We start from the raw sequence: 12,641 nt of genomic DNA on the forward strand, positions 1-12,641 counted from the left end.
CGTCGTCACGCTGCGGCAGCCTCCTCCGCAGGGCCGGAAGGGCTGGGGTAGGCGGCCATTTCCTCCAGGCGCGCGATGACGGCACGGGCATCGCCCAGGGCCCTGTGGCCGCCGTGCAGCTTCTGCCAGGTGTAGCTGGCGAAGTAGTCGTGCCAGTCGCCGTAGAAGGCGGCGTACTGCTCCATCGCGCACTCCTCCCACTCCTGCGCCTCCAGCCAGGCCCAGGCGGCCGCGTGCCGCCGGACGCCGTAGCTCGGGTGCTCGGCGAAGTCGACCGTGCCCAGGACCAGGTGGTGCAGGTGAAGCTCCCACAGCAGCCGCCCGGTGTCGTAGGCCCGGTTGTAGATCACAATCCGGCGCCCGGCGAGGGCTTCGGTGAGGCGGGGGAGGATCTCGGAGAAGGTGGGCGCGTCCTGGACCATAGTGTCGGAGATGCCGTGAACCGCCGTGGCCTGTGCCGGGATCGGCTCGCCGGGATTGAGCAGCGTGTCGAGCAGCACCGTCCCGGAGACCGTGGTGACGGCGATCTCCACGATCCGTGATGTCGCGGTCAGGCCGGTCGTCTCGGTGTCCAGGACCACGTACCCGTCCGGGTCGGCGAGGATCTTCTGCGCCCACGCGATGGTCGGCCCGAGGTCGTCCCACCGGGCACGGTCCGCCCGCCGCTCCGCCTCCACACGCTCACGCTCGATCTCACGGTCGCACGCGGTGCAGTGCCAGTCGGCCATCGCCCGCTCGCGCTCGCTCATCGCCGCCCACACCGTGGGCGGGTACAGCTGCACCAGACACCGCCGGCAGGCACGCTCAGCCAGCGACCGCGCGATCCGCCGTCCCCGCTCAAGGCGTTCGTCGCACGCCAGACACATCACGTCGCCGTAGCTCCTGGACGGCGTGGGGGTGCGGAAGACGGTGCCGCAGTCCTGGCACGTCCGGCGGCGCAGATCGGCCCGGCGCCGGGCCGCCCGGTCCTTGCACACGCCGCACATCCCCAGCACCGGGACCGGGAACACCTCGCCGCAGTCGGTGCAGGTACGCCGCTGCTGCATCTGCTGGCGCTGCAGAGCCGACAGCGGCCGCATCTTCACCGACTGCTCCGGGTCCCACAGCGCAATCCGGGTCCTGTACCAGCGGGCGTAGACGTACGCGGCCGGCCGCTGGCCCGGGTGGGGCTTGCGCCGCACCCGGCTCAACTGGGCCTTCGTCCGTAGGAACGCCGGTGCCCGGCCGCTGACATACACCGGCACCCCGTCAACGAACCGCACCGGCGTGCCCCGGGCCGCCCGATCCGGGGCGACGTCCTCCTGGCCCGCTGGCGCGGTCAGCACCTCGTTCACGACCTACCTCCTTCGGCCTAATGGCGACTAATCGCAGTGGAACGTGACATAACACCTAAATAAGTGTCAAGTGTTTGGCAAACCAGGGAAGTTGGGCGTATGCGCTTAGATCCCCGCCCGCGTACGCGAGGGAGAAATTCACCCGCTCGGGCGCGAGGCGCCCCCGGCTCCACCCCCTTGGGCCGAAGGCCGGCGAACCACCGCGAGGCCGCTGCATCTGCTGATGTCCTGGCGCTCCCATCCCGAGGACAGGAGCAGACATTGGCCGGGTACAGCAGGGGCTCCACGGCGGAGGTACGGGGCGCCTGGTCCCGCTGGACCTGCGATCGGGAGTGCCGCGGGGAGACCGCCACAGCCCGCGGCGACCAGCACGACGACATCGCCGTGCTCACCGGCGCCCAGGAAGCAGTGCGTCTGCTCTCGGGTGCCGTCACCGACGTCGACACGACGACCTACCGCGGCGACGCCTGCGTGACACCCGAGGCAGCCCAGGACGCCCTGTGCGCCGGGAAGAACCAGCTCACCGGCATGCTCCGCGAACCCCCGGAAGGGGAGTCACGGTGGAACTGGAGGTGAGCACGCGACCACGACCGCAGCACCGCATGCCAGCACGGCACGCGCCGCCCGGTGCCCACGCTGGGCCTTGAGATGAGAATGGCGTGATGCACGCTAAGGCTGGGGAGTCGTGGCCACATGGATCTGCCGGGCGATGCTGAACATCTCGGCGCAGGTCGCCTCGGCGGGCAGGTTGGCGACGACGTTGTGGTGCAGGTGCTGGCGGTGGGCGAGCTCTGTGAGCTGCCGGAAGACGCCCATGTCCAGCTGGGTCTGCGAGGCGAAGCACTTGAGCGCCCGCACCTTGGCCTCGAGGAGTTCGGCTGTGCCGAAGAAGAACTCGTTGGGCTCGAAGCCGACGCTGTAGGGGGAGCGGAAGTGGCGGAGGTTGCGGGCCTCGCGGTGTGCAACGGTGGTGACTTCGCGGGCTGTGACGCTGTGGTCGAGATGCTGGTCGCTCGGGTAGTGGGTGTAGACGATGTCGGGCTGGGCTTCGCGGAAGACGTCGAAGAGGTCGGCGTTGATGCGGCCGCGGTGTTCGACGAAGCGGGTGTCCGGGATGGACGAGAAGGTGTACCGGTCCACGCCCAGCAGTTCACCGGCGCTCAGGCACTCCTGCCGGCGTACTTCCGTCCCGTCCGGGGCGGGCGTGCCGGTGGTCAGGCAGTGGACCCGGACGGTTGCTCCGTTGAGGGCGTACCAGTGGATGCGCATGCCCATGGCGATCTCGGCGTCGTCGGGGTGGGCCACGACGACGAGGACGGACGTCATCGGCTCCTCCGTCATGTCTCAGGGCGGTTGCTGGATTCGAGCGTCCCGTGCGGGGTCAGTTCCGGTCGGCGGTCATGCGGTGGAGGACAAGGTGCCCGCGCTCGGTGAGCACGGGGTCCTGCTTGGTCAGGCCGGCATGGAGGTAGGAGACCCCTAGACGCGCGGCAAAGAGAGTCAGCGCCTGACGCTCTGCGGCAGTCAAGGTGCGGCCGTATCCGGTGAAGAAGGCGTCTCGGAGTGAAGGCCGGGGTGTCCACAGGGCGCCGTGGAGCCAGACGTACTCCTCGACGGCGATGCCGGGGGCTGCCATGGCGAAGTCGATGACGCCGAATCCGTGCTGGTCGGGGTCCCAGAGCCAGTTGCGGGTGGCGTAGTCGCCGTGCCGGTAGACCAGGGGAAGTTCGTCTGCGAGGTGCGGCAGATCGTGGGCGACTTCTTCCACGAGTTTCTGCTCGTCCGGGGAGAGGCGATGGCGGGTGGCCTGCAGGCAGGCCGCGGCTTCATCGGCCTGGCCAGTGACCGCGTCGCGGATGGCAGTGCGGTCGTCGGCGGTGGCGGGGGCGGAGTGGTCGTGCCAGCAGCGCAGGAGCCGGCCGGCAGCTTCATGGACGCGGAGTTCCTCCTTCTCCTCCAGCGGCAGGCCACGCACGATCTTGCCGGGCTGGGGTGTGGTCAGGAGGGCCAGCAGGTGGTGATCGGCGGCGATCAGGCGGGGCGCCTGGTGCGGGGCCAGGGCCCGGGCGGCGTAGGCGTAGGCGTCGGTCTCGCGCGCGTAGTCCCGGACGCTGGGGCTGATCTTGACGAAGGCGGAGGCCGTCGTGGTGTCGATGCGCCACACCCGGGAGTCGCCTCGTGCCCAGGACACGTCGGTGGCGGTGCGGGCGTCGGGCAGGTGATGGAGTGCCCATGCCCAGAGGTCGTTGGGGATCGGTGCAGGGTGGTTCATGTGGGGTCGCTTCTCCGGTTGTGGCTGCTCGGCGGGGGTCGGTGTTGGGGACGGTACGCATCGCGTGCGGTAGGTGCTGCCGTCTTGGCGGGTGTGGTCAGAAGTGGTCGGTCATCCACGGCTCCTGGTCGCTGGTGGCGTGGATGAGCTGGCGTACGGCGGCGGGGCTGCCGTGTACTCCGCTGAGCAGTGCTGCGGCCGTGGTGCGGTAGCCGCCCGCGTACCAGACGGCGAACTGTCCCGGGGTCAGGGTGACGTGGCCAGGTCGGCCGGAGGGTTCGAGTTCGCCGCTGCCGTCGTGGATGCGGAGGTGGAAGCGGGTGGTGGCGCCCCCGGCGTGGTTGGTGACCTCGATGGGGAGGGCGAGGTCGGCGTCTGCGGGCCAGCCGCGCAGCCGCACGGCGTCGCGCAGGTCGAGGACGCGGAGCAGCCACGGGTTCCCGGACCGGGCGGTGACGCTTCCGGCTCGGTGCAGGTGGTGGAGGAGCAGGGGGGCGGGGGGTAGGGCGGTGCGCTGGAAGTCGATGGTGGGGATGCGGCTGTTGTGGCGGCCGAGGAAGGCGAGCATGGCGGCGGCGGCCTGCGCGGTGTCGGCCCAGAAGTCGTGGACGACGAGCCGTTGTTCGGCGCTGTGGTGCTCGAAGGCGACGGAGAGGCTCCCGGAGACCTGGTGGTGGGGCAGGCGGAACTCGTAGGTGGTCAGTCCCGGGTGCTTGGCCTGCTGCCAGGTGTGCCACCAGGCGGGACGCTGCCACGGGCCGTTCCAGCGAGCAGCGATCTGGTGGTGCAGCGTGTCGGAGTGCTGGGTGCGGCCGTGCGTGACGTCGTAGCCGGCGTCGGTGAAGCTGCGGCGCAGTTCGTCGGTGGGCACGGCCCATGAGAAGGCCTGGACGGGAGCGGTCCAGCCCATTCGCTGGACGTGTCCGGTGGCCGCGGTCCACAGGGTGGCCAGGACCGCCCCTTGTTCCTGCAGGGGTCGCAGGCGTTCGCTGATCAGGCGGGTGGACAGGTGGCTGCCGCGGTGCTCGGGGGCGACGCATCCGGCGCCCAGCAGGGCGGCGGGTACGGGCTTGCCTCCGAAGTACTGGTGGCCGCTCACGGAGAGTCCGCCGGCGGCGATCCCGCCGCGCACTACGGCGACGCGGAGGTCGGCGTGGTGGCGCAGCAGGGGGATGTCGCCGACGGGGTGGCCGTAGCTGCGGGTGGCGACGGCGTCGTACTGCTGCCAGTGCTCGTCGGTGTCGGCCTGGATGATGCGGAGGCCGTCGGGCTGGCGGAGTTCGTCGATCGGATCGTCCATGGCGTTCCTCCGTCTTCTAGTAGTGGGTGCGGTCGCGGACGGCGTCGGTGTCGAGCGGGACGAGGAAGGTGCGGGTAAAGGTCATGACGGTCACGTGGTCTTGGTTGTGGCCGGTGGTGCGGCAGGTGACGAGTCCGGCGGTGGGCCGGCTGCGCGAGCGGCGGCGTTCGAGGATCTCCGTCTCGGCGTAGAGGGTGTCGCCGACGAAGACGGGGCGGGTGCAGCGGATCTGGTCGAAGCCCAGGTTGGCGATGGTGAGGCCGCTGGTGGAGCGGACGGTCATGCCGCCGATGATGTGGAGGGTGATGCTGGAGCAGACCAGGGGGCGCCCCCATGCGGTGTGGCGGCTGTAGTGGTGGTCGGTGTGGAGGGGGGCGTCGTTGCCGCCGAGGGTGGTCATCAGGACGTTGTCGGCGTCGGTGATGGTGCGGCCGGGCCGGTGTTCGATCACCAGGCCCTCGGCCATCTCGTCGTAGGCGAGGCCGACGGTTTCGCGGTAGCGCCCTTCTGCGATCTTCCGGAAGCCGGTTGGCCCGCTCATGGTGTCGCTTCCGCTGTGGTCTCGTCGGTGGGCGTGCGGGCCAGCAGGTCTCGGGCGTCCTGGACCATGGGCGGGCCGATCATCTGGTGTCCGATGCGGACGATGCCGCCGGCGGCGTCCTCGGCCGCGGCGACGACGGCCCGGGCGTGGGCGATCTGCTCGGGCGTGGGCCGGAAAACGCTCGCCACGGTGGTGACTTGGCGGGGGTGGACGCAGCTCTTGCCGCGGAAGCCGAGGTCGCGGACGCGCACGGCTTCGGCGTGCAGGCCGTCCTGGTCGTCGAGGTCGAAGTACGGGGAGTCGATGACGGGGATACCGGCGGCCGCGGCGTGGGTGACGAGTGCGGAGCGGGCGTACAGCATCGCTTCCCACGCCCGGGTGGAACCGACGCTGCGGGCGTAGTCCGCGGTCCCGAACAGCAGCCCGCTGAGGTGCTCGCTACGCACGATCTCGGACAGGTTCTGCACGGCCTGAGGGGTCTCGATGAGCCCGTACAGGAGCGGCCGGTGGCCGGAGGCGTCCAGTGCGGCGGCGACGACGTCCAGGTCACAGGGCGCTTCGACCTTGGGGATGAGGACGATGGCCGGCGGGACGGGGAAGTCGGCGAGGACTGCGAGGTCGTGGATGGCTTCGCGGGTGGTGAGCGCGTTGATCCGGATACCGAGGGTGCAGCCGGCCGGGGTGCCGGGCTGGGTGAAGAAGGCGCGCGCGGTGGTGCGGGCGGCGGGCTTGGTCGCGGGCGGTACGGAGTCCTCGAGGTCGACGAGGGCCACGTCTGCTCCGGCGGCGTGGGCGCTGGTGAAGCGGGCGGGGGTGTGGCCGGGGGTGATGAGCCACACTCCGGCGGGCGGGGTCGTCACGGGCGTTCTCCCAGGCTGGTGAGGGTGTTGACCGCTTCCGGGATCAGGTCTTCCTGCCCGGCGATGACGCGGCGGCGCCCCAGCTCGACGAAGACGTCCCAGGGGCTGACACCGGCACGCTGGGCAGCGGCGAGGACGGGCTTCTTGAAGCCGGAGAAGACGCCGGCGAGTCCCGAGACGAGGCTGGTGGAGTCGATCGTCGGCGGGGCCGGCATCAGCGTGCGCTCGGCCAGGTCCGCGGCCTGGGCCACCAGGCGCAGGCCGATGCCGGTGGGATGGCCATAGCGTTCCAGGACGGCGACGAGGACTTCGAGTTGGGTGTTGCCCGCGCCTGCTCCGAAACCGCGGGCGCAGGCGTCCAGGACGCGCGCTCCGGCGCGGACGGCTGCCAGCGAGTTCGCCACGGCCATCCCGAGGTTGTTGTGGCCGTGGAAGGCGACCGGCACGTCGACCGCAGTGGTGATCGCGGTGATGCGGGCGGTGACGGCCTCGGGCAGGTAGGTACCGGCGCTGTCGAAGATGCAGACGGCCTGTGCGCCGTAGCCGACCATGCGCTGGCACTGTTCGGCGAGGTCCTCGGGCGCGGCCAGGTGGCTCATCAGGAGGACTCCCTGGGCTTCGGCGCCGAGGTCGCGGATGACACCGAGGTGGCGTTCGGTGACGTCGGCCTCGGTGCAGTGCGCGGCGACGCGGACGATGTCGACGCCCTGGCGAATCGCGCTGCGCAGGTCGGTGGAGGTGGCCCAGCCCGGGAGCATGAGGGTGGCGAGCCTGCTGTGGGGCATGGCCTCACGGGCGGTGGCCAGCATGGTGACGTCGTCGGTCTTGCTGAGCCCGACCTGCCGGGAGGAAGCGCCGATCCCGTTGCCGTGACCGACCTCGAGCACGGGGACACCCGCGGTGTCCGCGGCGGCGGCGTAGGCGCGGATCTGGTCGGCGTCGAGCTGGTGGCGGACGGCGTGCTGGCCGTCACGCAGGGTGGAGTCGTGGACGGTGACGGTGGGCGGGTTCATGAGTGGGCCTCCTGGTGCCGGGCGCGCCGTTCTGCGGCGTGGATGGCGGCGGCGCTGATCACTTCGAGGTTCCCGGCGTGGACCGGGATGCGGCTGCGGGTGGCGGTGACTTCGACGACGACGCGGACGGTGCGGTCCTCGCTCGTACAGGACCTCACGCGGTAGCCGGGCACGAGGGCGCGCATCTTCTGCTCGACGGAAGCCGTGAGCGTGGTGATGTCGTCGGCCGGGGCCGGGGCGGCGGTGATGACGGTGATTGCGACCCTGAACGGCGGTGCCGGTGCGGCAGCCGAAATGTTGATCATGGTCTTGGCGTCGGGTGCATGGGTGAAGTCGCGGATGGCCTGCTGGGTGGTGTCGAGGTACTCGTCGAGGTTGAGGCGGCTCGCGCGGCCGACGCTGGCGCTGGCGGCGGTGGCGACCATCTCGACGGCCGCGGCCGGGTACCGGCTCGTGACCGCGTGGAGGATGGGCAGGGCGGCCTGGCCGCTGCAGGAGACGAGGCCGATGTGCTGGTGTTCGGCCGCCTGGTGGCCGTTCACGGTCGGCACGATCAGGGTGCCGGTGGTGGTGGGCGTCAGGTCGATGAGTATCGCGCCGGTGTCGGCGAGCTTGTCCCAGTGGGCCGGGTGGGCGAAGGCGTTCGTGGCGTCGAAGACGATGTCGACGCTGCGGTCGGCGTCCAGGACGGCGTCGATGCCGCCGGACCGGGTGACACAGCCCAGGTCGGCGGCCTGGGCCAGGCCCCTGCTGCCGGGCCGGTGGCCGACGACGAGGGGGCTGTTCAGGTACGGGGAGGCGTGGATGCGGTCGATCAGGTCCAGGCCGAGGGGCCCGGTCCCGAGGACGGCGGTGTTCAGCCGGGCGTGTGGCGTCATGGCTGCTCCGTAGGTGCTGAAGGGGTCAGATGACGTGCAGGTGGACGGCGGGCAGGTGTGAGGACCTGGCGTGGTAGCGGCCGGCCGTCAGCGGGAGGCTGGCGTGAACGGATCCCGCGAGGACGATGTCGCCCAGCCGCAGGCGGAGATGGGGGCGGCGGCGGGTGAGCCAGTGCAGCGCCAGGACGGGATCGCCGAGGATGTCGTGTCCGCTGCCGGCGGCCACGCGCTTTCCGTCGGCGTGCACCGTGATCTGTTCCGTGCGCGGGTCGGTGTCGGGGCCGAACGGCAGCCGGGGACCGGTGATCACGCCTGCGCAGGCGGCGTTGTCGGCGACGCTGTCGACGAGCGTGATGTCCCAGGTGCCGTAGGAGGTGTCGAGGATCTCGTACGCGAGGCAGTACTCGGAAATCGCCGCGCGCACCGTGGACAGGTCCGCGGGCCCGGCCAGGTCCTGGCCCAGGACGAACGCGATCTCGGTCTCGATCCGCGGGGCCCGGTAGGCGTCGGTGCGCAGTTGGCTCCCGGACTGCACCAGCGTGTCGGAGTGGATGACGCCGGAATCGGGCTCGTGGATGCCCATCTGCTGCTGCATAGCGCGCGAGGTCAGTCCGATCTTGTACCCGGCGGTCCGGGCACCTGCACGGGTCCTGTGCTCCGCATTGATCGCCTGGATGCGGTAGGCGGCGTCGACGTCGAGCTCCGGGAACCTGCTCGACACGGTCGGGCACGGGGTGCCGGTGCGTGCCACGATCCGCAGTTCGGCTGCCAGATCGTCCAGCGAGAGCGTGTTGCCTTCCGCGGACAGGTTCACGCCCGTGGCATCCGAGGATTCCGGCACGAGGGTCATGGACGCTCCGTTCCGGAGCTGTTGCGGGTCGCGCGGATGTAGGCGGCGTGCATGACGTCGGTGAAGTCACCGGCCAGTCCGTCCCCGTCGGACTCCGCCTCGCGGAGGGAGCCGTAGGCCTCCCAGTACTTGAGGCCGTACTCGCGCTTCATGACCTCGTCGGCGCAGAACCGCAGCCGTCTGCCACGGAGCAAGCCCAGCTTGTGCCGCAGGGAGAGCGCACAGATCTGCTGGTTCACGTGCAGGAGCTTGATGTACTCCGTGACGTCCATGTCCTTCGGCGCCCAGATCTGCGCGAACTCGGGGTGGGTGGTGAGGTGGGTGAGCCAGTCGAGCTGGTTGCGCGTGGCGGCGATCTCGTTCTGCTGCCAGTGGTGCCGTTCCCTCAGGACGAGGTGGGCAGCGCCCACGGCGGCGACGGCGAGCGCGGTGGTGTGGTGCAATTTCACGGGCTTCTCCTGACGAGCGGCTGCGTTTCTAGTGGGTGATGCCGAGGCGGTCCGCCAGGGCGGCATGCGGTGTCGGTTCGGGACTGAGCTGGGCCAGAGCCTCGCGCAGCGGTCCTGGCGGAACGAGGCGGTCGCTGGCCGGTGGCCGGTGCCAGAACGGTCCCGGCGGCACGGTCCGGTTCAGGGACGGCAGAGTCATCGTGTGCGGCGCGCCGAGGCACACGGCGTGGGAGTGCGGCTCCCACTGCCCGGCAGACCCGGGCGGGACCAGCCAGTACAGCCACCCGTTGCCGGGATCTTCGATCACGGGACCGCATCCGTCCTGGATCTCGTCCATCAGAGCCACGACGAAGCGGGCCTGCGCGCTCGAGCTGGTGATGACGACGTCGAACAGGCCGCCGCCGAGACGGACGCGGGTGTCGCGGTAGGTCTGAACTGCCAGAAGGCTACGGACGACTTCAGCGAGGTCGGCCATGTCTGCAGCCGGTTCGAATGCTGCGCCGGCGGACTGGACCAGGCGCTGCATCATCCTCTCGCCTTTGGACACGGGCTCGGCCGGACTGGTCACGGTGCCACCCTTGTCGCGGCCATGGTGGCGCGCACGGTCTTGCCCTCGAAGTCGGCAGAGAGGAACCAGGAGAGCCGTGCGCCGTGGTGCTTGACGTGCCACAGTCCGCGGCCCAGGGTGCCGCCCGCGGCTGCGTCGAAGCGCGGGAACTGCGGGTTGGGGTCGGCGACATCGATGACGAGTTCACCGTCCTCCGTCACGCGGAGCCAGGCGCGGAGCTCTTCGGCGGGTTTCGCCCTGCCGGAGGCAAGGCCGTGCTCGACCGCGTTGTCGACGAGGTGACCCAGTACATCGACCGCCGCATGCACGCTCCCCTGCCAGCCCAGGACGGTGAGCATCGTCCGGCCCATGATCCGCGCCATGACCCTCGCGCTCGGATCGGCGGGAACTTTCAGTTCGGTCTCGCGTAACACCGGCGCGGTCACTGCAGCGGGTCTCATCTCGGCAGTTCCTTCGGTCAGGCGGTGAGGGGGAGGGTGCACCAGGTCGTGGTGCCGTCCGTGCTGACGCCCCATGCCTCGGCCAGCGCCTGGACCAGGAGGAGGCCGCGGCCGCTCTCGTCGTCGGGCCCGGGGCAGCGCAGTACGGGGGTGCAGGGCGAGCCGTCGTCCACTTCGATCACGAGATGAACGTCGGTGAGGTAGAAGCGGACTCCGATGTCGTGGCCCTGGCCGTGGCGGAAGGCGTTGGTCGCGAGTTCCGTCGTGAGGAGTCCCGCAGCCTCGGCAAGGTCGGGGTGGTCCCAGTGGGCCAGCGCAGCCCGGACGATGCGGCGCAGCCGCGCCGGCCAGGCCGCGTCAGCGCCGGTGAGGTGGTCGGGGGTTGAAGCCGGGTCACGCCGGATGACCACCTCATGACCGGCCAGCGATGGGCGAGGGCTGATGCTCGCCCGCGTGTGTGCCGCCGACGATGCAGCGTGTGCGGGATGGCTCATGACGTGCTCCGATCACCCCGGCCGTGATCTACACATTGCGACCGGACTGCTACCTGTCGTGTGCAACTGGCCTCTAGAGTGACCCCATGCGCACTCGCTGCGCAAGTGCGCAGAAGGTTCCCAGCAAGTCCGCACGTGCAAGTGGAATATTCCGCGAAGGAGAGGCCCTATGTGTGCAGCACGTTCGACCGGTGCGGCAGACTGTGCGCAGGAAAGTGCGCGCATTCGGCGGAGGCGAAGGGGGCGACGGCCGATGGCTCAGTCAGCGGCAGCCAACCGGCGGCAACTCGGCGCCGAGATCCAGCGGCTGCGCAAGGACCGCAAACTGCGCGCGGCCGACGTCGCCGAGCACCTGAAGTGCAGCGAGACCCGCATCAGCCGCATCGAGACCGGCACCGGCCGCGCCAGACTGCGCGACACCGAAATCCTCGCCCTGTGCGATCTGTTCGGCATCGACGACGAGCGGCAGATCCAGGCCCTGCGCGACCTCGCTTCGGACGCCGCCACCGCTTCAGCATGGTGGGACGGCTACCGCGAGGTCCTGCCCAGCGGTCTCGAACCGCTGCTCGGCTTTGAGACGGATGCCCGGTCGGAGTGGGCCTGGGAGCCGCTGCTCATCCACGGCCTGCTGCAGACGCCCGCCTACGCCCGCGCGATCCTCTCCGCCTGGCCCAGCAACCGGCCTGTGGACGTGGACGACCTGGTCGCCGTGCGCATGCGCCGCGCGGAACTGCTCACCACCGAAGAACGCACACCGCTGGAGTTGTGGGCCGTCCTCGACGAATCCCTCCTCAAACGCCCCATCGGCAACGCCGAGGTCATGCGCGAGCAGATCCACCACCTGATCGACATGTCCGAACGGACCAACGGCACCCTGCAGATCCTGCCGCACACCAAGGGCGCACACCCCGGCCTCGGCGGCCCGTTCTCAATCCTGAACTTCGAGGATGCGGCGCCGGTCGTCTACGTCGACAGCCCGGCCGGAAACCTCTACCTCGACAAACGCCACGACGTACGCAAGTTCACGACGTCCTTCGACCTGCTCCGGGCGCAGGCACTCGACCCCGACACGTCAACAGCGCTCCTCCGGGACGTCGCTATGGAGAAGGAACGACCATGACGAACCACGCACCCGACTACCTGCAGGACCTTGACTGGTTCAAGGCCGAGGCATCTTCCGGCAGCGGTGGCTGCCTCGAAGTGGCCTTCACCCCTGACGGCCGAGTCGCCCTCCGCGACAACGAGGACCTCAGCAACCCTCCCTTCGTTGTCAGCGAGCACGTCTGGACCTGCTTCCTGAACGGCGCGACCAACGGCGAGTTCGACATCAGAAAGCAGTGATCTGCACAGAATCCTGAGCAGCGCACCGAGGGCGGCCCTCAGAACAGGAGGGCCGCCCTCGGTGCAGTCTCGACGGCCCCCAAAGCGACGCCGGCGCGCTCGGGCGGGCGAAGCGCGGCAACTGCCTCTGCCTTGTCGCGACACCATGCGAGGAAACGAAGGCCGGCCCCGGGCCGCCGTCCGCGGTCCCCCGCCAATCCGTCGGCGTCGACGTCTGCAGTCGGTCCGGGCAACCGCTGGCTCCGTCGTATGACCTGTCCTGCAGCACCTGGGGAGAGGAAGCCGTACACCCAGCCGACTT

General features: G+C 70.2%; 16 protein-coding genes. 3 read left to right on the forward strand and 13 right to left on the reverse strand.

Going from position 1 to position 12,641, the window contains the following annotated elements; all coding sequences use genetic code 11:
- Positions 1-5: 5 nt before the first annotated feature.
- Complete coding sequence (locus IE258_RS33165; protein ID WP_189749463.1) at positions 6-1,334, reverse strand: 3'-5' exonuclease; 1,329 nt, start codon at positions 1,332-1,334, stop codon at positions 6-8.
- 261 nt (positions 1,335-1,595) lie between these two features.
- Between IE258_RS33165 and IE258_RS33170 the strand changes: the two genes are divergently transcribed.
- Positions 1,596-1,910 carry a hypothetical protein gene (locus IE258_RS33170; protein ID WP_189749465.1) on the forward strand — a complete coding sequence of 105 codons (315 nt, stop codon included), beginning with the start codon at positions 1,596-1,598 and terminating at the stop codon, positions 1,908-1,910.
- Between the two features lie 93 nt (positions 1,911-2,003).
- Here the strand turns inward: IE258_RS33170 and IE258_RS33175 are convergent, their stop codons facing one another.
- From IE258_RS33175 to IE258_RS41450, 12 genes are all read right to left on the reverse strand, one after another.
- Complete coding sequence (locus tag IE258_RS33175; RefSeq protein ID WP_123628919.1) at positions 2,004-2,660, reverse strand: PIG-L deacetylase family protein; 657 nt, start codon at positions 2,658-2,660, stop codon at positions 2,004-2,006.
- Positions 2,661-2,715: 55 nt separating this feature from the next.
- Positions 2,716-3,606 carry an aminoglycoside phosphotransferase family protein gene (locus tag IE258_RS33180; protein WP_189749466.1) on the reverse strand — a complete coding sequence of 297 codons (891 nt, stop codon included), beginning with the start codon at positions 3,604-3,606 and terminating at the stop codon, positions 2,716-2,718.
- A 97-nt stretch (positions 3,607-3,703) separates the two neighbouring features.
- On the reverse strand, positions 3,704-4,906 hold the full coding sequence (locus tag IE258_RS33185) for a GNAT family N-acetyltransferase (protein WP_189749467.1): 1,203 nt from the start codon (positions 4,904-4,906) through the stop codon (positions 3,704-3,706).
- 16 nt (positions 4,907-4,922) lie between these two features.
- The gene (locus IE258_RS33190; protein WP_189749468.1) at positions 4,923-5,447 is read right to left on the reverse strand and encodes a MaoC family dehydratase; all 525 of its coding nucleotides are present in this window, start codon (positions 5,445-5,447) and stop codon (positions 4,923-4,925) included.
- Positions 5,444-6,307 carry an HpcH/HpaI aldolase/citrate lyase family protein gene (locus tag IE258_RS33195; protein ID WP_189749469.1) on the reverse strand — a complete coding sequence of 288 codons (864 nt, stop codon included), beginning with the start codon at positions 6,305-6,307 and terminating at the stop codon, positions 5,444-5,446. The genes IE258_RS33190 and IE258_RS33195 overlap by 4 nt, the downstream gene beginning before the upstream one ends.
- Positions 6,304-7,320 (reverse strand): 4-hydroxy-2-oxovalerate aldolase, encoded by a 1,017-nt coding sequence (dmpG, locus tag IE258_RS33200; RefSeq protein ID WP_189749470.1) that lies wholly within the window; start codon positions 7,318-7,320, stop codon positions 6,304-6,306. Before dmpG ends, IE258_RS33195 begins: the two co-directional genes overlap by 4 nt.
- A complete protein-coding gene (locus IE258_RS33205; RefSeq protein ID WP_189749472.1) occupies positions 7,317-8,198 on the reverse strand; it encodes an acetylating acetaldehyde dehydrogenase in 882 nt (293 codons plus the stop codon). The genes dmpG and IE258_RS33205 overlap by 4 nt, the downstream gene beginning before the upstream one ends.
- A 25-nt stretch (positions 8,199-8,223) precedes the next feature.
- The gene (locus tag IE258_RS33210; protein ID WP_189749474.1) at positions 8,224-9,048 is read right to left on the reverse strand and encodes a 2-keto-4-pentenoate hydratase; all 825 of its coding nucleotides are present in this window, start codon (positions 9,046-9,048) and stop codon (positions 8,224-8,226) included.
- The gene (locus tag IE258_RS33215; RefSeq protein WP_189749476.1) at positions 9,045-9,497 is read right to left on the reverse strand and encodes a DUF6082 family protein; all 453 of its coding nucleotides are present in this window, start codon (positions 9,495-9,497) and stop codon (positions 9,045-9,047) included. The genes IE258_RS33210 and IE258_RS33215 overlap by 4 nt, the downstream gene beginning before the upstream one ends.
- 28 nt (positions 9,498-9,525) lie before the next feature.
- A complete protein-coding gene (locus IE258_RS33220; protein WP_229892569.1) occupies positions 9,526-9,972 on the reverse strand; it encodes a hypothetical protein in 447 nt (148 codons plus the stop codon).
- An 89-nt stretch (positions 9,973-10,061) separates the two neighbouring features.
- Positions 10,062-10,505 (reverse strand): ATP-binding protein, encoded by a 444-nt coding sequence (locus tag IE258_RS41445; protein ID WP_229892570.1) that lies wholly within the window; start codon positions 10,503-10,505, stop codon positions 10,062-10,064.
- Between the two features lie 17 nt (positions 10,506-10,522).
- Positions 10,523-10,915 (reverse strand): ATP-binding protein, encoded by a 393-nt coding sequence (locus IE258_RS41450; protein WP_229892571.1) that lies wholly within the window; start codon positions 10,913-10,915, stop codon positions 10,523-10,525.
- 337 nt (positions 10,916-11,252) lie between these two features.
- Between IE258_RS41450 and IE258_RS33230 the strand changes: the two genes are divergently transcribed.
- Complete coding sequence (locus IE258_RS33230) at positions 11,253-12,119, forward strand: helix-turn-helix domain-containing protein (RefSeq protein WP_189749477.1); 867 nt, start codon at positions 11,253-11,255, stop codon at positions 12,117-12,119.
- Positions 12,116-12,340, forward strand: a complete 225-nt coding sequence (locus IE258_RS33235; protein WP_189749478.1) for a DUF397 domain-containing protein — start codon at positions 12,116-12,118, stop codon at positions 12,338-12,340. The genes IE258_RS33230 and IE258_RS33235 overlap by 4 nt, the downstream gene beginning before the upstream one ends.
- Positions 12,341-12,641: the final 301 nt, after the last annotated feature.

It is taken from the genome of Streptomyces tendae (assembly GCF_014650435.1).
In the GTDB taxonomy this organism is placed as follows: domain Bacteria; phylum Actinomycetota; class Actinomycetes; order Streptomycetales; family Streptomycetaceae; genus Streptomyces; species Streptomyces tendae.